This is a genomic window from Marinobacter excellens LAMA 842 (assembly GCF_001574445.1).
In the GTDB taxonomy this organism is placed as follows: Bacteria; Pseudomonadota; Gammaproteobacteria; order Pseudomonadales; family Oleiphilaceae; genus Marinobacter; species Marinobacter shengliensis.
This window is the reverse complement of record NZ_LOCO01000024.1, coordinates 1-20,379: the sequence shown is the minus strand read 5'-3', so window position 1 is coordinate 20,379 and position 20,379 is coordinate 1. Positions and strand designations below refer to the sequence as shown.

At 57.0% G+C, this 20,379-nt stretch carries 16 protein-coding genes; 7 read left to right on the top strand and 9 right to left on the bottom strand.

Features of this window, described 5'->3' with window-relative positions; all coding sequences use genetic code 11:
• Positions 1-6 precede the first annotated feature (6 nt).
• From J122_RS16355 to J122_RS16335, 5 genes are all read right to left on the bottom strand, one after another.
• On the bottom strand, positions 7-1,740 hold the full coding sequence (locus J122_RS16355) for a fumarate reductase/succinate dehydrogenase flavoprotein subunit (protein WP_061333228.1): 1,734 nt from the start codon (positions 1,738-1,740) through the stop codon (positions 7-9).
• A gap of 9 nt (positions 1,741-1,749) precedes the next feature.
• A complete protein-coding gene (locus J122_RS16350) occupies positions 1,750-2,493 on the bottom strand; it encodes a GntR family transcriptional regulator (RefSeq protein ID WP_061333227.1) in 744 nt (247 codons plus the stop codon).
• A 72-nt stretch (positions 2,494-2,565) separates the two neighbouring features.
• Positions 2,566-3,444, bottom strand: a complete 879-nt coding sequence (locus tag J122_RS16345; protein WP_082780618.1) for an ABC transporter ATP-binding protein — start codon at positions 3,442-3,444, stop codon at positions 2,566-2,568.
• Positions 3,441-4,220, bottom strand: coding sequence for an ABC transporter permease (locus J122_RS16340; RefSeq protein ID WP_061333265.1), 780 nt, complete (start codon positions 4,218-4,220; stop codon positions 3,441-3,443). The genes J122_RS16345 and J122_RS16340 overlap by 4 nt, the downstream gene beginning before the upstream one ends.
• A 239-nt stretch (positions 4,221-4,459) precedes the next feature.
• Positions 4,460-5,821, bottom strand: coding sequence for an ABC transporter substrate-binding protein (locus tag J122_RS16335; protein ID WP_061333226.1), 1,362 nt, complete (start codon positions 5,819-5,821; stop codon positions 4,460-4,462).
• Between the two features lie 351 nt (positions 5,822-6,172).
• Here J122_RS16335 and J122_RS16330 point away from each other — a divergent pair, with 351 nt between their 5' ends.
• A complete protein-coding gene (locus J122_RS16330; protein ID WP_061333225.1) occupies positions 6,173-7,861 on the top strand; it encodes an HAD family hydrolase in 1,689 nt (562 codons plus the stop codon).
• A 5-nt stretch (positions 7,862-7,866) separates the two neighbouring features.
• Here J122_RS16330 and J122_RS16325 read toward each other — a convergent pair whose 3' ends face one another.
• The gene (locus tag J122_RS16325; protein WP_197463866.1) at positions 7,867-9,162 is read right to left on the bottom strand and encodes a substrate-binding periplasmic protein; all 1,296 of its coding nucleotides are present in this window, start codon (positions 9,160-9,162) and stop codon (positions 7,867-7,869) included.
• Positions 9,163-9,258: 96 nt separating this feature from the next.
• A complete protein-coding gene (locus J122_RS16320; RefSeq protein WP_061333224.1) occupies positions 9,259-10,791 on the bottom strand; it encodes a cryptochrome/photolyase family protein in 1,533 nt (510 codons plus the stop codon).
• Positions 10,792-10,974: 183 nt separating this feature from the next.
• Here J122_RS16320 and hemN point away from each other — a divergent pair, with 183 nt between their 5' ends.
• On the top strand, positions 10,975-12,384 hold the full coding sequence (gene hemN / locus J122_RS16315) for an oxygen-independent coproporphyrinogen III oxidase (RefSeq protein WP_061333223.1): 1,410 nt from the start codon (positions 10,975-10,977) through the stop codon (positions 12,382-12,384).
• 69 nt (positions 12,385-12,453) lie between these two features.
• Here the strand turns inward: hemN and J122_RS16310 are convergent, their stop codons facing one another.
• Positions 12,454-14,475, bottom strand: coding sequence for a methyl-accepting chemotaxis protein (locus tag J122_RS16310; protein WP_061333222.1), 2,022 nt, complete (start codon positions 14,473-14,475; stop codon positions 12,454-12,456).
• A 283-nt stretch (positions 14,476-14,758) separates the two neighbouring features.
• Here J122_RS16310 and ubiU point away from each other — a divergent pair, with 283 nt between their 5' ends.
• The 5 genes from ubiU to J122_RS16285 all read left to right on the top strand — a co-directional run bounded on the left by ubiU (position 14,759) and on the right by J122_RS16285 (position 20,062).
• Positions 14,759-15,754: a ubiquinone anaerobic biosynthesis protein UbiU gene (gene ubiU, locus J122_RS16305; RefSeq protein ID WP_061333221.1), complete on the top strand. Its 996-nt coding sequence runs from the start codon at positions 14,759-14,761 to the stop codon at positions 15,752-15,754.
• Positions 15,755-15,767: 13 nt separating this feature from the next.
• Entirely contained in the window at positions 15,768-16,673 is a 906-nt protein-coding gene (locus J122_RS16300) for a U32 family peptidase (RefSeq protein WP_061333220.1), read from the top strand.
• Positions 16,674-16,748: 75 nt separating this feature from the next.
• A complete protein-coding gene (locus J122_RS16295) occupies positions 16,749-18,815 on the top strand; it encodes a T6SS phospholipase effector Tle1-like catalytic domain-containing protein (RefSeq protein ID WP_061333219.1) in 2,067 nt (688 codons plus the stop codon).
• A 27-nt stretch (positions 18,816-18,842) separates the two neighbouring features.
• Positions 18,843-19,427 carry a DUF2931 family protein gene (locus J122_RS16290; protein WP_061333218.1) on the top strand — a complete coding sequence of 195 codons (585 nt, stop codon included), beginning with the start codon at positions 18,843-18,845 and terminating at the stop codon, positions 19,425-19,427.
• On the top strand, positions 19,424-20,062 hold the full coding sequence (locus J122_RS16285; protein WP_227510248.1) for a DUF2931 family protein: 639 nt from the start codon (positions 19,424-19,426) through the stop codon (positions 20,060-20,062). Before J122_RS16290 ends, J122_RS16285 begins: the two co-directional genes overlap by 4 nt.
• A gap of 91 nt (positions 20,063-20,153) precedes the next feature.
• On the opposite strand, the gene J122_RS21280 is transcribed toward J122_RS16285, so the two are convergent.
• On the bottom strand, positions 20,154-20,312 hold the full coding sequence (locus J122_RS21280) for a CcdB family protein (protein WP_082780616.1): 159 nt from the start codon (positions 20,310-20,312) through the stop codon (positions 20,154-20,156).
• Positions 20,313-20,379: the final 67 nt, after the last annotated feature.

Sequence of the window (20,379 nt, the reverse complement as noted above, 5' to 3'; positions counted from 1 at the left end):
GTGGTGTCACTCGTTGGCTGCTTTCTGGACCCGCATCTTGCGGTAGGCATCTTTCTCCTCACCCAGCGACACCAGGTAGTCGGCAATCGGGCGTTTGCCATGGGCCATCTGGCCGTTCTCATCCTTGAACAGGCGGCTGTGGTAGAACCATTCGTTATCGTCCTGATCCGGGTAGTCCACCCGATAGTGATAGAGGCCCCAACGGGATTCAGTCCGGTAGAGCGATGCCCGGGCCGCCATCTCGGCGCAGTCGATGATGGACTGCACTTCCATGGCCCTGAGCAGTTCGTGGGGGTCGCGGGCACACAGCAGGGGAACGTCTTCCCGCACCGCCAGAATGCGCTCCAGGCCGATCTCCATTTTTTTGGTGACTTTCGGCGGCTGCAGGTAGTCGTTCACCAGGCGGCGAACTTTGTATTCCATCTGCTCTGGAGGAATGCCGTCGGCGCGCTTCATCGGTGCCTGGATGCGCGCCAGTTCGTTGATGATGAACCCTTCGTCGAGCTTGGGTTCACTACGGGACTTGGCGAAGGCCACAGCACTTTCGCCGCAGATCTGGCCGTACACAAAGGCGCCCAGCATGTAGTTGTGGGCCACGCTGGCCATGTCGCCGGCGCAGTAAAGGCCCGGAACGGTGGTGGCACCGGTTTCGTCGGTCCATACGCCAGAGGCAGAGTGCCCGGAGCAGAAGCCGATTTCGGAAATGTGCATCTCTACCATGCGCTCCCGGTAGTTCACTTCCCGACCTTCGTGGAACCGGCCGCGGGTGGGGCGTTCGTTGGTGTGCAACACGGTTTCGATTTCCTGGATGGTTTCCTCGGCCAGGTGGTCCAGCTTGAGGAACACCGGGCCGGTGCCGGATTCCAGTTCCTTGAAGAACTCCAGCATCATCTGGCCAGACCAGTAATCACACTCGATAAAGCGCTCGCCATAGGCGTTGGCGGTAAAGCCCCCGAGTGGGCCGGTCACATAGGCGCAGGCCGGGCCGTTGTAGTCTTTGAGCAGCGGGTTCACCTGGAAGCATTCGAGGTTCGCAAGATCTGCCCCGGCGTGGTAGGCCATGGCGTGGCCGTCACCGTTATTGGCGGGGTTCTCATAGGTGCCGAACAGGTAGCCGGAGGTTGGCAGCCCGATGCGGCCAGCGGCGCCGGTGGCCATGATCACGGCCTTGGCGCGGATGATGATGGGCTCGGCAGTGCGGGTATTCACGCCGATCATGCCCGCAATGTTGCCGTCGGGGTCTTTCAGCAGGCGGGTGGCGGTGTAGCGGTTTTCGATCTCCACCCGGTTACGGCGCAGGCGGCGATAGAGAATTTTCTTGACGTTGTGCCCTTCCGGCATCGGCAGCACGTAGGTGCCCAGGTGGTGAACCTTTTTCATGTCGTAGTCGCCGGTTTCATCCTTCTGGAAATGCACGCCCCAGGAGTCCAGCTTTTCGATCATTGGAAATGATCGGGTGGCATAGGCCATCAGCGCCGGCTGATGCACGATGCCATCGTTGGCGATGGTGATTTCCTTGACGTACTGTTCAGGTGTGGCGTGGCCGGGCACAACCGCGTTGTTCAGCCCGTCCATGCCCATGGAAATGGCGCCGGAGCGCTTAACGTTCGCTTTCTCCAGCAACATGACTTTCAGGTTTGGGTCCTGCTCCTTTGCAGTCACCGCAGCCATGGGGCCGGCGGTACCGCCGCCAATCACAAGAACGTCGGTGTCGATCACAGGGATGTCGTTAATCTTCATGGTGCGCTCCTATTTCCGGTCGATCCGGAACTGGTATTTGAATGAATCGCCGCGGTAGCAGAGATATTCGAAATCGATGGGACGGCCGTCCCGGTTATGGGTCAGGCGTTCAACCCGCAGAATGGCTTCGCCGGATTTAAGGTTGAGGTATTGTTGGGCTTCGTCGTCGGCCAGGATTGCGTCCAGGCTGATGTCGGCGCCGCCCAGGGGAATGCCGAACAGGTTTTCCAGCATGGGGAAAATGTCGCCGGAAAGATCCAGGCCGAACATGCGCCGGCCGATGTCCATGGGGAAATAGCTGTTCTCGATGCACACCGGGGCGCGGTTGAGGTATCTCACCCGCTTCACCTCAATGGTGTCTTCGCCGGGCTGAAGATCCAGCGCTGACATCACGGCTTTAGGTGCCTTGAGTTGCTGGATGCTGAGCACCCTTGCAGAGGCCTCATAGCCCTGAGCTGCCATGGCTTCGCCAAAGCCCTCCAGACGTTGAACGTTCTGAACCGCTTTGGGCTTGCTCACGAAGGTGCCTTTGCCCTGGGCACTGAATACCAGGCCCTCGTTGTGCAGATCCCGGAGTGCCTGGCGGATGGTGATCCGGCTCACGCCGAAGACCCCCATCATTTCGTTCTCTGACGGCAGACGTTCGTGTACCTGATAGGTGCCATCAAGGATGTCGCGCCGCAGGCGGTCCCGAATCTGCACATACAGCGGAAGTGGTGAATGCTCGGCCATTGGAAGTATCCCCTGGTTCATCGCTCATCCTCCTGGTTGTTATGACAGGTCATGGCGAGTTCGGGTGAAGTAGGGCTTGCGTTGTTCATGACTTCACCCCGCCTTGTTCTGCTGCTGGAACGCGTTCAGGGTTTCCTGGCGAATCAGGTCCAGACACTGGCGCTTAAGCGCCATGAATTCTGGACTGGTCAGTAACGACTGTTCGCGGGGGCGGGGCAGCTTGACGTTGATGTCTGCAATGATTCGGCCGGGGCTGGCACTCATCACCACAATCCTGTCAGACAGGAACACCGCCTCGTCGATGTCGTGGGTGACAAACACCACGGTGTTGCGAAACTCGCTCCAGATCTCCAGCAGGTTTTCCTGCATCATCACGCGTGTCTGGGCGTCGAGGGCTCCGAAAGGCTCGTCCATCAGCAAGACGCTGGGGTAGTTGGCCAGTGCCCTGGCGATCCCCACCCGCTGCTGCATGCCGCCGGAGAGCGTGTTGGGATAGGCATTTTCAAAGGCGGCTAGCCCCACCAGGGAGAGGAACGTTCGCGCCACGCTGGTGGCCTCGTTCTGTCCCACTCCGGCCATCAAGGGGCCAAACGCAACGTTCTCTTTCACTGTTTTCCAGGGGAACAGGGAATGCTGCTGGAACACCATGCCACGGTCTGGCCCCGGTTCTGTCACGAGATCGCCATCAATCGTCACTTCTCCGCTGGTCGGAGGCACGAATCCGGCAATGCTGTTCATCAAGGTAGATTTGCCACAGCCGGATGGGCCCAGCAGGCAGATGAACTCGCCGGGGCGTACCGTCAGGTTGGCGTTCTTCACCGCAGCGTGTGGCCCGGTTGTTGTTTCGAACACAATATCCACGTCACGAACCGAGATGTGCCCACGTTCAGCACCAGGCTTGGCAGCTTTGGCGCGTAATCGGCTGTGGTCGAGTACGGTCAGGCGGTTATCGTTCACCGGTGTTTCGCTCATGACCGACCTCCTTTTGCTTGCCACTTGAGCAGCGGGCTACAGCCTTTTCGGACCAGCAGGGTGCAAAGGGTGCCGAGGCCGCCGATGGTGAGCATGCCAATAATGATTTGCGGGTATTGAATCAGGGTGTAGGAATTCCAGGTGTAGTAGCCGATGCCGTACTGGCCGCTGATGATTTCGCCAGCCAGCAGCGAGAACCAGGCGACGCCCATGCCGATGGCAAGGCCGGCGACGATGGATGGCATGGCACCTGGCAGAACAACATGCCACAGGATGGCGGTGCGGCTTGCGCCCAGGCTCCGTGCCGCCCGAACCAGCAGGCCATTGGTTTGCTCAACACCGTGGACGGTATTCAGGATGACCGGGAAAAGAGCGCCCAGAAAGGTAATGAACACGATGCTGGACTGCTCTGTTGGCAGCATCAGGATTGCAAGCGGAATCCAGGCTACTGCCGGGATTGGGCGCAGAAGCTCGATGTAGGGCAGGATGATGTCCTCAGCCCAGCGTGAACGCCCCATGGCGATGCCGATGACGACGCCCAGCACCACCGCCATAACATAAGCGATGGCAACCCGTTCCAGGCTGTGCAGTATGTGCAGGTAAAACTCCTCGCCGGCCAGTTCGGCACCGAGGGCCGCACCAACCACCGAGGGTGCGGGGATGTTCTCGAAATTGATGTAAAAATGGAAACCGTTGCCGGACGCCATTTCCCAGAGCAGTACTGCGACGACCAGGGCCATGATTCGCACGAGGTATCGCGGGCCTGATCGCTTCATCCAGATCATCATTGGTGTAGGGGCCGCTGACGGGCTTTCTTCCGGTAATTCTGGTGTTGACGTTGATGGTGTCGACACTGTCAGTGTTTCTTTCGGGGCTTTGTGGTCATAAGGTTCTGCGGGTGCATCCGCCAGGGCCTCATCTGTTCGTATCGCCGCGTTACTGTTGCTATCCATTGTCGTTACTCCTCGGATCGATGCTGAGCGGGCAGCGCCATTGCCGCCCGCTCAGAGGCGGATCAGTAGGCCATGGCCAAGGTGCTTTCCGGCGTTACCGGGGTGCCGCCGTAGTTAGCCATATGCTTTTCAGAGTCGGCTTTCTTGAGAAAGGCCACCACGTCACCGTCGTCACCGCGTACCAGATAGGCCGCTTTGCCGAACAGCTTCAGGCCGGTCAGGTTGTCGTAAACGTAAGTGGCGTAGATGGGACTGTCGGCGGTATCCGCAGCGGCGAGCATGTCGGCTACGCTGTCGTAGGTCACAATGCCTTTGTCCTGAAACCAGATCTCCGCGGGCTTGAGGGATGGGTTATTCGGCTGGGTATCGACCACGGAGCTGACCAAAGCCTCGTAATCCAGATCCATGGCCTGATAGGCAGCGCGCAGGTAGGTGTCATCCACCCAGCGGTCGAAATCCAGATCAGGCACACCGACTTCCCGTTTCAGCAGGTCCAGGTCGTACTTCATGGCATCGACCCACTCGGGTTTGATGCTGGCCTCAGCGGTGGTGATTCCGCCTTCACTGAAGTAGAGGTACAGAACTTCCTTCTCCACGCCGGTCCATTCGGATACCTTCACCGCCGCTTCCATGGGGTTTTCCTGAATCCATTTCTGAGCTTCGAGCGTTGCTTTCAGAACGCCTTCGACCACTTCCGGATACTGTTTGGCGTAGCTTTCACGTACAACAATGCCGTGGAAAGTGGGAATGCCTGCTTCGCTGCCGTCGTAGATCTTGCGGGCCGTGCCCCGGAATTCCATGATCTCAGACCAGGGGCAGAAATCGGCATGGGCGTCTATGCGTCCAGCCTGAATGTTAGCCACGCCAACCGCCGGGCTTTGATTCACGATCTGCACCTTGCCACTTAGCCCGGCCTCACTCAGGGCCTTGAGCGTCATACCCCAGGCGGCGCTGCCCACCGGCACTGACAGCGTTTTACCTTCAAGGTCCGCCAGGCTTTGGGCACTGGAGTTGATGGGTACCACAATGCCGTTGCCAGTGCCGCGAAGGTTGTAGCCGGTAACGCCGATAAAGCGGGTTTCCTGCCGGCCGGTTTCCTGAAACTTTGCGCCATTGACGATCAGGGGGTAATCCCCCATCACACCGAATTCCAGTTTGTTGGCCAGCATCTGGTTGGTAATAGGTGGGCCGGAGTCGTAGTCGCGGAATACGATGTCGTATTTAACGTTTTCGTATCTGCCTGTGGTGGGTAAGTGCTTTTTCAGCAGGTCGAGTTTTTCCAACACAATGCCGCCAGAAACAGTGTTGGTGACCATGCTTTGATGGCCGATACCGACCCGGATGGTTTCTGCGGAAACCGTGCCGGCAAACAACGCCAGCGAACCGCAGAGTGTGATTGTTGCCAGGGTGCTTGAGCTTTTCATCGTCTTCACCTTCCTGTGTGGTTCACTTGTACTAACAGGTCATGATCCCTGCAGTAGGTGTTGCAGCTGCTGTGCCAGAAGCCGAATGAGGTGAGCAAGCCGATTGTTTTTATTGGAGTTTAAAAATCCCGTTTCGAAGATGTAGCGAAAAATTGCCAGGCGACGGTGCGCCCGTGTTTGGTGCGAAGGGCGAAAGGCCGTGCCAGGACGGCGCACTGGTCATTCGTGTCGCTATAACAAGTAATGCAAGTGGGGTGGGGTGAGAGGAGGACCGAGGTTTTGTGAATCGTCCGTTAATGGTTTTAACTGGAGGTGAGGACTGATGAAGACTGCGTCACCCAGGGAGCGCCCATGACCACACTGAAAGAAGCCATTCAGCCCCCCTCGGTTCTGATCTTTGACTGGCACGGCACTTTGGTAGACACCCACGATGCCATGTTCAGCGCCATGGAAGACATGTTGCCGCAGCTGGAAGATCTGGGGCTGGTGGAAAAGTTGCTGCCTGAGGAGCAATGCCGCACGCAGGACGATGCCCGGCTGGTGCGTTACATCCGGATTTTTCGGCGCCTGCATCCGAGGATTCTTGCGGAGCGGCGGGTGTCCAGAACCGACATCTTCAACGCCATCTTCGGTGATAACAAAGCGGCCAAGCTGGTTGCCCACAAAGCCTACAACAACGCTTACCGGAAATATTTTGGCCAGGTGAAACCCTTTCAGCCCGGCGCCTATGAGTACCTGTGCGCGCTGAAAGCCATGGGCATCAAGCTGGCGGTATCGACCAACCGCAACCGGGAGTTTCTGGACAAGGAACTTCAAACGGTGGATGAGGGCCGATGGCATCATCTGTTCGATGCAACGGTATGCGCTGATGATGTGACCGAATACAAGCCCGACCCGCAGGTGATTCTCAGAACCCTGGAGAAGTTGGGGCTGCCGGCAGATGCCCGGGCCTGGTATGTGGGCGATAGCTACGTCGATATGCTCACCTCTCACAGTGCCGGGGTGTCCGGCGTGTTCTACAACGGCGCCTGCTGGGAGTCAGACCGGATTTCGAGCTGGTTCACCTCCCGGGATGCACCGGCGGCGGTGCTCGACAGTTTTGAAGACCTTATGGATTTGCTGGCGTTGCTGGAGCGGGAACAGCCTGAGGCGTTCGCCGCCAGCCCGGCGGAAGTGCGCCCGAAGCCCTTCCCGCCACCCGAACGGCCGGAGCCGCGTATTGAGCCGGATTGGCACCCGGCGGTGGTGAAGTTGATTCGCCCGGCGGTGGTGTTGTTTGACTGGCATGCCACCCTGGTGGACACCCTGGACGCCATGTACCACGCGGTGGACGATATGCTGCCGGATTTCCACACGCTGGGGCTGATGAACCGGATGGTGGCGCCGGAAGACAGCAAAACTCCGGAAGATGCCCGGCTGGTGGCCTATGTACGGGAGTACGCCAAGTTGCACCCCAAGGTAAAGGCAGACCGGAAAATCTCCCGCACTGATATTTTCGAGGTGCTGTTTGGGGACGATCAGCAAGCCAAGCAGGTTGCCCACAAGGCGTTTAACCACCACTACCGAAAGCACTACGGCACGGTGAAGGCCTTTGAGCCGAAAGTCCGGGAAGTATTGGAGGGGCTGCGACGACTGGGCATGCAGGTGGGCGTGATCACCAACCGGGATAGGGAGTTCTTTGAGCACGAGCTGGCGGCGGTGGAAGACACCGGTTGGACCCATCTGTTCGATGTGGATGTTTGCGGCGATGATACCCCGCTCAGAAAACCGCACCCGGACCAGCTGCTGCTGGCGGTGCAGAAACTGGATTACCCGCCGGACCCGAGTGTGTGGTACGTGGGAGATTCTACTACCGATGTGATTGCCGCGAAGCGGGCAGGTATGACGTCGGTGTTCTTCAACGGTGCCCAGTGGGACTTGCCCTGGCTGAACCGGATTTTTCCGGGCACTCACAAACACCCGGACAAACCGGACGTGGTGGTCAATGATTTTTCCGAGTTCTGGGCTTTGGTGCTGGCCTGTGAGCTGGGGCCGGCCTGAGGGTGTTACTCGGCTACCGGTAACTCCATGGGGACCTGCTCAGAACGAGCCCGCGCCAGCCGTTCGTAGTTGTGTAGCATTTTTTCGATGGCCAGCCCCATCGCCAGAATACCTTCCAGGCCGTTATTCGGCTCTTTCAGGGGGATGGGCACACTGACGATAATCTGGAACTGGCGGGTAGACGCATCGTAGCGAATGGGTGATATCCACAAATCGGATTTGCGCTCCATACCACGTTCGGTTTCAACGGCAATCTCCTGGAACTTTGGCTCGTCGCCCTGCCAGTAATCGGATGACAGCTGACTCATGGCAACCAATGCGCCCTTGTTGTCGGTCAGCAAAAGTTCCGTTACCAATCCGCCTTGCTCGTCTTGCCACTGCTTCAGGGCCTGAGATGCCGGTAGCCCGAGTATCTCAGAGGCCAAGGGTGTCGGTTGCTCAGGGGCGAGAGCCTGCCAGAGGGTGTCCTGGGTGAGAATCTCTGTGAAGCTGTCGTAGACTGGCCCCTGATGAATTGCCTGAGCCAGATTCAGACGTTGCTCCAGGTCTTGTATGAGCCCCCTGGCTTGCCCTGCTACATGCTGATACTCATCTGCAGACAGCAGCATGTGCTGCTCCATACACGCCGGCAATTGACGGTTGAATCGGGTCAGGACCCCCGGGTGTTCGCTGACAAATCGTCGGTTGAGATAGAGGTGCAGCGGGGCGTAACGAAGGAATTCCCGGTTCAGCGTTTGGCCAAGTGCCAGTGAGTCTTCGCGCAGTGTCTCCATCACCTGTTGATCCATCAGTGCAAGGTCAATTCGTTGGCGTTTCAGCAAAGCCGGTAATTGTTCGGTTGAACTGACGGTCACAAACGGCTCAAAGCCGTTCTGGATGAGCCAGACTTCTTCGTTGCTGCCACCGACAACACCGATTTTTGCAGTTGTCGGGTCAGGGCGTTGGCCAAGGTAAAACCAGTACCATTTTTCCAATGCCACCGGGTGGCTGATATCCGCTGCCTCATCCATATCGGGTGATGGATCTACGGCAAAGTAGCCATCCACGAGTTGACGCTGCAGTGCGAAGCGGGCGCGGTTCTGGGGCATCAGGCGAATGTTTACCTGCGCCCCCGCATGTTCCATGGCGCATCGAACGGTCTCGACCGTTTCCCCGGTCACCTCCGGGCCGCCTGGGATCGGGTTGGCCTGCTGGTAGGGGGGAGAGTCAAATGTATATAAACTGAATGTTTCATGGTCTGCAGCAACTGTCCACGGAATCAAGGTGAACAGTAATCCTGCTGCTATGGGCCTGATAGACATGCCGGACTCCAGCGTCCTTATTGCTGACAATTTGCCGATGGATACAGCATAGCAGTCAACCGGCTTATTTTCTCTTAGCTGTTTTTCCCAGGTAGGTTACAGTTGCTCAAGATTGGCAAGCAGCCACTCCCCGCGGCTGAGAATGGCACGGCGCCGCTCATCTGGCTGTTTATCCCAGTTCCGATACATCATGGCCATGCGCGGATTGTTGGCAAAGTCATCCCGATGGCGGTCGATAAAATGCCAGTAAAGTGCATTAAACGGGCAGGCTTTCTCTCCAGTGGCATCCTGCACCCGGTAGTGGCAGTTCTGGCAGTGGTCCGACATGCGCTGGATGTATTTGCCACTGGCGGCGTAGGGTTTGGAACCCAGATAGCCGCCATCGGCGTGCATCACCATGCCCAGTGTATTAGGCAGTTCTACCCAGTCGAAGGCATCGATGTAGACCGCCAGGTACCAGTCACAGATGTCCTCCGGATGTATGCCGGCCAGCAGGGCGAAGTTGCCGGTCACCATCAGGCGCTGGATGTGATGGGCGTAGGCGTTTCTGGCGGTGGCATCAATGGCTTTGTGCATACAGCGCATTTTGGTTTCACCGGTCCAGTAGAACCAGGGCAGGCTGCGCTGGTTGTTCAGCCGGTTCTCTTTGGCGTAACCCGGCATCAGAAGCCAGTAAATGCCGCGAACAAACTCGCGCCAGCCGATGATCTGGCGGATAAACCCCTCTGCCGCGTTCAGCGGCGCCCGCCCGGAATACCACGCTTGTGCCACCGCCTGGCAAACGTCCGTCGGGTCCAGTAATCCGGTGTTCAGATAGGGGGACAGGATGGAATGGAACAACCAGTCTTCGTGGTCGGACAGCGCATCCTGATAGTCACCGAAACAGGGCAGGGCGAAGTCGATAAAGTGTTCCAGCGCTGCCTGGGCCTGGTCCGCCGTGACGGCAAAATGGAAGTCCTCTGAGGTGCCGAAATGGTCGGGAAAGTGCTCCTCTACCAGCTGGATCACCTCTCGGGTAACCGAATCGGGCTCCACGCGAAACGGCGCCGGCGCGGGCGGTTTGCCGGACCATTTCTTTCGATTGTCGGAATCGAAATTCCACTGGCCACCCTCCGGTTTGCCTTCGGGTGTCATCAGCAGGCCGGTTTTTTTGCGCATTTCCCGGTAGAAAAATTCCATGCGCAGTTGTTTGCGACCCTTGGCCCAGTCGGCGAACTCCTGTTTGCGGCACACAAAGCGGGTGTCTGGCCGAATCTCCACTGGAATACCCAGGTGTTCGTGCCACTGGCTGATCTGCGAGTGCAGCCGCCATTCACCGCACTCGGTGGTGATCAGTCTCTCGGGCCTGTGCTCTGCGGCGAGCTTTGAAACGACCGCTTCCAGGGATTGTTCCGGGTTATCCGGATGGTAGTGCTGGTAATGCACGTGCCAACCTTGTTGTTCCAGTTCCCGGGCGAAGTGGCGCATGGCGCTGAAAATATATATTAGCTTTTTCTTGTGGTGATTGGTGTAGCTGGCCTCGTCATGGACTTCGGCCATCACCACCCGATCGTTGTCTTTATCTGCGTCTTCGAGTGCAGAAAGCTGGTGGCTCAGCTGGTCGCCGAGAATCAGAATCAGGTTGGCCATGGCATCGGCTCCGGTGTTGGCATTATCCCAAAGGGGTAGGCTGAATACGCCATGGGCGCAAGGGTGGTTCAGTGGCTATGCTGATAGACTCCAGATGATACGCATCAACTGATGCTCGGGGCCGATAGGGCATAATGGATGCTTTCCGGCTTGCCGATCTTTTCTGACGACAGAGTTTTAACTATGGCTTCCAACAACGCTGCAGAAAACAACCTGCCCGCCTTCATCTGGGATGAGGCACTGATTCGCCGCTACGACCTCAGTGGTCCCCGCTATACGTCTTACCCCACGGCGGTCGAGTTCACCCAGAAGTACGGCATCGAAGACATGGTGAAAGCGGCCGGCCGCAGCAAGGCTGCCGGTGGCCCCATTTCCTTGTACACGCACCTGCCGTTCTGTGCACATCTCTGTTACTACTGTGCCTGCAACAAGGTGATCACCAAAAAGCGCGATAAGGCTATGCCTTACGTGGAGCGTGTTCTGAAAGAAGCTGCTATCCAGTCAAAACTGTTCGGGGCGGACCGCCCGGTGCAACAGTTGCATTGGGGCGGCGGCACGCCAACGTTCTTGCCCCGGGATGTGATGCAGCACCTGATGGCCGGATACGCTGATCTGTTTAACCTGCAGTCTGGCGATGAGCGGGATTACAGCGTCGAGATTGACCCTCGGGAAGTGGACCAGGATACCCTGTCGACCCTGTGGGAGCTGGGTTTCAATCGCATCAGCCTTGGTGTGCAGGATGTAAACCCGCAAGTACAGAAAGCGGTGAATCGCATCCAGCCCCGGGACATGACCGAAGCGGTGCTGAACGAAGCTCGCCGTATCGGCTTCCGCTCCATTAACCTGGACCTGATCTACGGCCTGCCGTACCAGACCCCGGAAAGTTTTGCACAAACCCTGGAATCGGTGATCGAGATGTCCCCGGACAGGCTCTCCGTGTTCAGCTACGCGCACCTGCCGGACCGCTTCTACCCGCAAACCCGGATTCAGGCCGACACTCTGCCAAGCCCGCAGCAGAAGCTGACCATTCTGCATAACACCATCAACCGCCTGCTGGAAGCCGGTTACGAATACATCGGCATGGACCACTTCGCCAAGCCGGACGACAGCCTGGCCGTGGCTCAGCGCGAGGGCCGGCTGCACCGGAACTTCCAGGGCTATACCACCCATTCGGATTGCGATTTGGTGTCTCTGGGGGTGTCTGCCATCGGCCAGACTGACGACGCCTATTTCCAGAACAACCATGATTTGCCGTCCTGGGAAGCCTCAATTGATGCCGGGCAACTGGCGATCGTTCGCGGCGTTGGCCTGAGCCGGGATGACCGGATTCGCCGGTGGGTGATCGGCCAGCTGATCTGCCAGTTCCGCCTGGATCGCAAACAGTTTGCAGACAAATGGAGCGAAGACTTCGATCGGTACTTCGCGGATGAACTGAACCGCCTGAAGCCGATGATCCAGGACGAACTGATTGGCGATGATGGCGGTGCACTTCAGGTGCAGCCCGCCGGCCGGTTGCTGATTCGGGCCATCTGCCAGATCTTCGATATGTACCGCAAGGAAGGTGCCAGCCAGCGGTTCTCGCGGATTATCTGACCGGGTTTGCTGTAAACAGAACCAACAAGGGCTGCCAAATGGCAGCCCTTGTTGGTTTGACTCGATGAATTAGCTAGCCACTTTGAACTCGTTGGCCAGGTCCTGGAGTTTGCGGGCAAGCCTGGCCTGCTCCTGAGTCACCTGATTGATCTCCTGTGATCCGGTCAACGTCAGGATAGCGGCCTCACTTACTGTCTCCATGCTGCCTGCCAGTTCACGTGTCACCGCGACTTGCTGTTCCGATGCAGTGGCAATCTGGGTGGCCATGTCGGAGATGCTATTTACGTCGGTCAGGATGTCCGCGAAGGTTTTTTCCATCTCAGAGGCCTGTTCGCTGGTCTGGTTGGCGAGCTTGTGGCTGGCAACAATGGATCGGCTGGCGTTGTCTGTGATGGTCTTGAAGCCGTTGATGATGTCTTCAATCTGGGTGGTCGATTCATGAGTTTGTTGTGCCAGGGTCCGTACCTCATCGGCCACCACTGCAAAGCCCCGGCCATGCTCGCCAGCTCGTGCCGCCTCGATGGCAGCATTCAGAGCCAGCAGGTTGGTCTGGTCCGCCACTTTACGGATGACATCCACTACTTCACTGATGGTGCCGCTGCGTTCCTCCAGCTCTTCGATCACCTGATTTACTTCCTGAACCGATTGCGCCAGGGTGCGGATTTGCTTAACGCTTGAGTGCAGCACCTGCTCACCGGTCCGGCTCTTGTCCATGGCGCTGTTGGAAGCGTCTGCAACCTGTTGGGTGTTCTGGGAGATTTCCTCCGAGGTGGCGGACATTTCTTCGGTGGCGGCCGCTACCTGCTCAATCTGCTGTTGCTGGTTCTTGATCTGGCCGGAATTCTGGCCCGCGGTGGAGCTGGTTTCTTCGGTGGCGGTGGCCAGTTGCACGCTGGCCTTATCGATCTGCATCAGGGCTTCGCTGAACCGGCCGAAAAGTTCGTTGACCGCCTTGGCAATAGTGCCGGTTTCGTCCTGGCTGGACACCGGGATATGCCGTGTCAGGTCTTTGTTGTCCATGGCATAACGAACGCCAGACAACAATGCGGCTACCTGGTTATGGATGGCGTGGATGATCACCAGCATCAGCAAGATCACGATAATGATGGCACCGCCTGCAATCGTAGAGGCGCCAATAAGTGCCTTGCGGGCATCACCTACCGCTTCGGTAGCCGCGGCTTCCACTTGGGCTAGCATCTGGCTGCGGATACGGTTGATGGCTTCAATTCGTCTGGTTGCTGCGGTGAACCACTCGCCGGGGTCCAGGGCATACATGCCAGACGGACTGCTCAGCAGGGTTTCACGCTGGCTCCGAAATTCCCGGCTTACCGGTAGGTTTGCCAGCTGTGTGATGTCTCCCCGCAGTTCCGAATCGCCCGGCAACATACTGATGGCCGAATTCAGGTAGGCATCCTGCTGACCGCTCATGCCGGTTACCCGCCCGAGCGTTGGCAGGTCAAAGTCCCCGGATCGAATCAGTGCCGCGCCGTTAGCGCGCTCCCGCCCGGCCATTTCCACAGCTCCCGCCAATGCAAAATAGCCGTTGATCTGGCGGCTCAGGTCGGCGTCGGTTGAGCGGCGTACCAGCAGGGGAACCCGGTCAACCATTTCCATGATCATCGTGGTGTACTGGCTGGCAGAGTCGGCACTATTGATGTTGCGGTTGTCGATGCCCTGGCGAAGCCTGCCAAGGCCGGACAGTTGCTGTTCAAGGCGGTCAATACTGGCTTTGATCACGCCATCAAATTCGGTGTCAGACACCAGGACTCGGAGCCCGTCGCGATAGGTTCGAAGGCTTCGGTCTGTATCCTGGCGCTGGGCATCCAGGTCGCGCTTTGACTGTTGCTCGCCGCTGGAACCTGTCGCGCTCGACAGCAGAACGGCCGAGCGGCCGCGCTCCTTTTGCAGGGACTCAATCAAAGGATCTCCCAGCTCCGCCAGGTTCACCATGGCCTGTAACTGGCGCATGTTGCCCAGCTCATCCGCGTTACGGCTGATACTGAAAGCGGCAAAGAAAACGATGACCAGCAGGGCCGGAAGCACGAGGGTAATGAGCTTGCCCCGCATGGAGAGGTTATTCAGAAATGACATGGAAGATCCCCTTCACTGAATTAATTCGTCCATTGTGGGCAAGTGTAGCAGCCGAGGGTATTCACGAATCGGGGTAGCTGATGGGGTAGGTTGGGCTTTGTAAGTGCCTGTAAAGTAATGCTATCTGTATGGCCTGGTTAGAAAAAATGGTCCTGTACGGGCAACTGCGTAGAGTACTGCTTTTGGGGTAGAAGGCGGTTATCGCCCGCTCCGCTGACAAAGGTCAAGGTGCCTTAGTGGCTTGGCGGGTATGGTGCCGGCACGTCTTTCAGCGGAGAAAACCATGGAACTTGTCTGCCCCGCCGGTAGCCTGCCCGCCCTGAAAACCGCCGTCGATAACGGCGCCGATGCGGTGTACTTCGGCTTTCGCGACAGCACCAATGCCCGCCAGTTTGCTGGCCTGAACTTTAACGAAAAGCGCGCAGGGGAGGGCATTGAATACGCCCACTCAAAGGGCAGTCGCGTATTCTGTGCCATCAACACCTATCCGCAGCCTGATGGCTGGGAACAATGGAAGGGTGCGGTGGACCGCGCCGCGAACCTGGGTGTGGATGCCATCATCCTGGCCGATATGGGGCTGCTGGAATACGCCGCCAGCAAATATCCGGACACCCCGCGCCATTTGTCGGTACAGGGTTCTGCCACCAGCCACGAAGCCCTCTCGTTCTATAAAGACAACTTCGATATCCGCCGGGCGGTTCTGCCCCGTGTACTGTCCATTGATCAGGTGAGGGGCGTTGCCAAACACAGCCCGGTGGAGCTGGAAGTGTTCGCCTTCGGCAGTCTGTGCATCATGGCGGAGGGCCGTTGTTACCTGTCTTCCTATCTCACCGATGAGTCTCCCAACACACGAGGCGCCTGCTCGCCCGCCAAAGCCGTGCGCTGGCAGGAAACCCCGCAAGGTCTCGAATCCCGCCTGAACGATGTCTTAATCGACCGTTATGGCCAGGGCGAGTCGGCCGGTTACCCAACCCTGTGCAAGGGCCGCTTTGAAGTGGAGGGCAGTGTCTATCACGCCATTGAAGAGCCGGTTAGCCTCAATACCCTGGACCTGCTGCCAGAGCTAAAAGAGCTGGGCATCAGCGCGGTGAAGATCGAGGGCCGCCAACGCAGCCCCGCCTACATTGCCGACGTGGCCCGCACCTGGCGCCAGGCGCTGGATCGGCTGGAAGCAACACCGGGCGTGTTTTCCGTAGAGAGCCAGTGGAATCAGACGCTGGCCGGGCTGTCCGAGGGTGGCCTGACCACCATTGGCGCTTATCACCGCAAGTGGAAATAAGGTTTAGCTGATTATGATGAAACTATCCCTTGGCCCGATTCTGTGGTTCTGGTCCAAGCAGTCCGTGTTCGACTTCTACGCCAAGGCCGCTGAATGGCCGGTAGATACCATTTATCTTGGCGAGGTGGTCTGTTCCCGTCGCCGGGAACTGAAGCCGGATGACTGGCTTGACCTGGCCCGCGACCTGAAAGCCTGCGGCAAGAGCGTGGTGCTTTCTACCCTCACGCTGATTGAATCCGAAGCCGACCTGCGCCGCTTGCGCCGGTTCTGCGAACAGGATGATTTCCTTGTGGAAGCCAACGACCAGAGCGCCTTACAGGTGGCCATCCGCAGCAACATTCCATTTGTGACCGGCCCGTCCATGAACATCTACAACACCGCCACCCTGAAAATCCTGGCCAGACAGGGACTGCAAGGCTGGAACCTGCCGGTGGAACTTGGGAAGGAAACCCTGGACCAGCTGATCAGGGAATTGAAGGCCGAAGGCCTGGATCTGCCCGCCGAGGTATTCTCCTGGGGCTTCCTGCCGCTGGCCTGGTCGTCCCGTTGCTTCACCGCCCGCCATTACAACCTGCCCAAGGACAACTGTGAGTTCCGTTGCCTGGAGCACCCCGATGGTATGGAGCTGCGCTCACGGGAAAGCCAGGAGTTGTTCCGCCTGAACGGCATTTCTACCCTGTCTGGCTCCCGCTATGACCTGATGCGGGAGTTGCCGGATATGGAACGAATGGGCGTGAGCACCGTGCGCTTGAGTCCCGAGCATCAGGGCATGGATGAGGTAGTCAAACGCTTTGACCAGGTACGCCGGGGGGAAGTGCCAGCCACCGACCCGCTGCAGCTGGTGGAAGCGCCGCCGTGTAATGGGTACTGGTATGGCAGGCCGGGGATGGATTTGGTGCAGGACCCTGGATTACAATAAATTTTTGATTGCAACGAGCTTTGGACGGCTGTTGCATCACAGGGATGTTTAAACTCAGTCAACGGATGACGAACGATGGATATTGTCAAAACTTTCGATCTGGTTGCGGCACATCTGCCCAACCTGGAATCGCCCTTCTTTGCTGCTGAAAAAGCCAGAAACCTGCTGGAGAATGACCGTCACGGTCATCGCTTCAATCTAAACAAGATACTTGACCGAGTGGCTTCGTCCGGTTTACGACCGGACCAACGGATGCGATTGATAAATGAAGTCAGTAATCGACTCCGAGAAGGAAAGCTGTGGCTGGTATACGGCCATTGTGATGGAAAGCCCTTTGATCCGGTAGTGAGCTGGAGAGAGGATGCATCAGGGCAAGGGCGGTGGATGATCAATGACAGCGCCTGTCGGTTTGCCCTGAGGGATAGCGTCCAGAGTTTGAACGAAAACAACATCACGCCGCAACAACTGGCCCATCACGGTGGTAGAGGCATTGGTTCGTTGTCTGTTGGACTCTTCAGCACAGAGCTGAGGCTCCTGCGCAAGGAGGAGGCTTTGCAACGGCAATCAGTGGCATCCTCGGACAGTCCCTTCCCGGCCACCCCTGTTGCGCCCTTGCCGTCAACGACCCAAACCCCACAATCGTCTGCGTCTGAAACGCCTCCGGAGATTCATCTGGAAATTGGTTTGTTCACCGACGGTACCCTGAATAACGCGGACAATTCCAGGGCGATGGAAGACCGGGTTCAGGAAGAATGCCTCACCCCGCTTGAAGACGGTGAAATTACCGAAGCGGAGTGTCGGTATCGGCTGGCAATGATGCTTGGGGGGAGTTATGCCAATGCGCCGAGTAATGTGGCGAAGTTGAGGGATATGTATGTTGAGTCCAAAAAAGTCAGCGATGGCGAAATTAAGCAGCGATTTTGGGTGTATGCGCCTGGTATAGGTACAAGAACGGGAGCGAGTGATTCGCTGGTGGGTATGACAACTGGGATGGGGCAAACTGGGGTTGTTAACCAGGTAGAGCGGGGCTTTGCTGAGATCGCTGGGCGACTTGAAGAGCTAGAACTATCTCGGACAATTACTTCAATCACATTTGACCTATTTGGTTTTAGTCGGGGAGCTGCTTCGGCGCGCCATGCCGCTCATGAAATAAGTCAGGGGGAAGTGGGCGCGTTGGGACGGGTTATGGATGCTCGGGGTATTAAGTGGCCGGAACAGGTCAATATTCGGTTTGTCGGGCTTTTTGATACGGTCGCTGCAATCGTTAATCCGCTCGCACTAGACCTTTCCCCGGGCAATGGTCAGAACGATCCAGTGAATGTTTGTCTTCGTCCAGAGAACGTTAAACGGGCTATTCATCTCGTGGCCTCAGACGAGCACCGTGAGAACTTTTGTTTAAATAGTTTACGAAACCCAGACGGTAGCCTGCCGGCTAATTTTCGGGAAATTTCTCTTCCAGGCGTGCACTCTGATATCGGGGGCGGCTACGGTGAAAGCGTGCGAGAAGATGTGCTGATTACCCCAGCGGAACGGGTTTCCATCACCTGGTTTGACCAACCAGAGCAGACAACAAAATGGCAAGAGCTCGATATCGTGAGAAAGCAAATTGAGGCCGAGAAGTGGATTGGCGAATATAGTTTGCCGATGACAGTTATAGAGCAGTCTCACCCAACACCGAGTATTCAGGAGTTGGAAAGTGAAGCCAGTCTCGATATTCACACTAACTTCATAACGCAGCGGACACCGCATAGCGGTCGCATGGCTGAACTCGCCCTAAGAATGGCCCGCCAGGTACGCGGGGAGTATTCCCGGATAGCTTTAAGAGTAATGCATGAGTTAGCTGTCAATGAGGGTGTCCCATTAGCAAGCATTGACCCGAGGGATGGGGCTCTTCGGTTGCCGAAGGATCTGAATCTGATCGATGAAGAATTGCGTTCGCAAATAAATGCTGGTTCCAATAATCCATCTCTCACACCAGAAAGTCGGGACTTAGTTCGCCAGCGCTATATCCATTATTCGGCGCATTACAATTCAATCGACTTTACGGTATTTGGGCGGATCGCATCGTTGCGATTGCCTGGCCTTGTGGCGCCAAATGCGCCCACTCAATCCGGGGAGCGGGTTATTTATCCTAATCGATGAGGACAGGTTGTGGATTTAAAGAGAACTATGCTTCTGGTTAGCCTAAGTTTAATGGTTTTCGGATGCTCTTATACGGATGACGACGACATAAACTGGAGTCTCGTTGCTGTCGCACCCCAGCACTACGAAATGTGGATAATCAATGCTCATTTGGAGAAGCCTGGTGTTAGGAGCTGGCGCGCACCTATTGGAGGTGGGGTTCGATGTTGCTGGATGGGTCCTGACGGCCCCTTCGGTTCTGGAGGCCCGATAGATCCGTTCCCCAGCTTGATCGCATTGCATTGGTTCTCATTTTCTGAACAAAAATTCTACTCCACGTTGTTTGAGGTTCCCTCGGACTTGCAGGACCGTATGCGTGTGCCTGCTCCTACAGCCACTCAAAGCAAAGATGTTCTGATGAAGCCAAGAAGGACTTTGGTTTTGGGGCTTGCGCCTGGTGGTGAGGTGGTTGTGTGGATGATGAGCCAACGATCTAATGCCGTCGAAGTCATGCGAGTGCCCGCTGTCGAAGTTGAGGGCGACCTCGAGGCGTTTGAAATTCGCACAAGGGAGTACTTAGAACAACACGGTTCGTATATCGAAGAACACGGTGTGCCGTTGGAGGGTTGGTGATCCGATCGGTGTACGCCTTTGTGAAGCGGGCATTCAAAAAACGACCAACTGCTATGGTTTGCGGAGTGGGACTTGCCATATGGGGCGGTTTGTCGTTTTGGCCTAAGGATAATCTCCCTTGGTATGTCGGCGTCGCTGCCCCGAGCCACTACGACATGTGGGTCATTAACCTGCATCTGGAAAAATCCGGAGAGCGTAGTTGGCGGATTCCTGCAGGCCATAAAGGCTGCTGCTGGGAGGGCGGCAGAGGTCCTTTTGGAACGGGGGGCTCGATGGATCCGTTCCCCAACCTGATCGCGATCCATTGGTTTTCTTTTGCGGAGCAGAAATACTATTCCATCATGATTGATGTCCCGCCGGATTTGCAGGATCAAATGCGAGTGCCTGCTCCCAACAGGACTCAAGATGGCGAGATACGCCACCTGCCAAGAAGCGACTTGATTTTAGGGTTGGCGCCCGGAGGAGAAGTGGTTGTCTGGATGATGAGCCAGCGAACAAACGCGGTAGAGGTAATGCGTGTTCAGGCGATTGAAGTCGAGGGTAACCTCAATGCTTTTAAAGAGCGGACCAAGAACTACCTCGAGCGAAGCGGTGCCTATCTTGAGAAACACGGTGTGCCGTTGGAGGGTTGGTGATCGAGTAAGTTAGATACGTGCGGTTTCTACACGGCTTTCTGCTAATGCCCCGTCCACAGCACCAGTAGACCTCCCGCTTCGGCAACAATTTTCAAAATCCCAAGAACAGCATGTCCAACGCCGCGGAAATTTCATCTTGTTGCCCAGCAAGGCTGCCGGCGCCAAAACGCAATTCCCCTTCAGGCACAGCAGCCATATACTGAGTAGCCATGACTACCGAGTTATGGTGATTTCTGGTGTATGGAAGCAGGTTGAAGGGGTGGCGTATCCTGTTGGTTGATCACCGCCAAGATCACAACCAACAGAGGAATGATACG

What these genes read in the sequence shown, in the direction of transcription:
- J122_RS16355 (WP_061333228.1), bottom strand. Translation starts at nt 1,740, where the DNA reads ATGAAGATTAACGACATCCCTGTGATCGACACCGACGTTCTTGTGATT.
- J122_RS16340 (WP_061333265.1), bottom strand. Translation starts at nt 4,220, where the DNA reads ATGAAGCGATCAGGCCCGCGATACCTCGTGCGAATCATGGCCCTGGTC.
- J122_RS16320 (WP_061333224.1), bottom strand. Translation starts at nt 10,791, where the DNA reads ATGGCCAACCTGATTCTGATTCTCGGCGACCAGCTGAGCCACCAGCTT.
- J122_RS16295 (WP_061333219.1), top strand. Translation starts at nt 16,749, where the DNA reads ATGGATATTGTCAAAACTTTCGATCTGGTTGCGGCACATCTGCCCAAC.
- J122_RS16350 (WP_061333227.1), bottom strand. Translation starts at nt 2,493, where the DNA reads ATGAACCAGGGGATACTTCCAATGGCCGAGCATTCACCACTTCCGCTG.
- ubiU (WP_061333221.1), top strand. Translation starts at nt 14,759, where the DNA reads ATGGAACTTGTCTGCCCCGCCGGTAGCCTGCCCGCCCTGAAAACCGCC.
- J122_RS16325 (WP_197463866.1), bottom strand. Translation starts at nt 9,162, where the DNA reads ATGTCTATCAGGCCCATAGCAGCAGGATTACTGTTCACCTTGATTCCG.
- J122_RS16300 (WP_061333220.1), top strand. Translation starts at nt 15,768, where the DNA reads ATGATGAAACTATCCCTTGGCCCGATTCTGTGGTTCTGGTCCAAGCAG.
- J122_RS16345 (WP_082780618.1), bottom strand. Translation starts at nt 3,444, where the DNA reads ATGAGCGAAACACCGGTGAACGATAACCGCCTGACCGTACTCGACCAC.
- J122_RS16335 (WP_061333226.1), bottom strand. Translation starts at nt 5,821, where the DNA reads ATGAAAAGCTCAAGCACCCTGGCAACAATCACACTCTGCGGTTCGCTG.
- J122_RS16290 (WP_061333218.1), top strand. Translation starts at nt 18,843, where the DNA reads ATGCTTCTGGTTAGCCTAAGTTTAATGGTTTTCGGATGCTCTTATACG.
- J122_RS16310 (WP_061333222.1), bottom strand. Translation starts at nt 14,475, where the DNA reads ATGTCATTTCTGAATAACCTCTCCATGCGGGGCAAGCTCATTACCCTC.
- J122_RS16330 (WP_061333225.1), top strand. Translation starts at nt 6,173, where the DNA reads ATGACCACACTGAAAGAAGCCATTCAGCCCCCCTCGGTTCTGATCTTT.
- hemN (WP_061333223.1), top strand. Translation starts at nt 10,975, where the DNA reads ATGGCTTCCAACAACGCTGCAGAAAACAACCTGCCCGCCTTCATCTGG.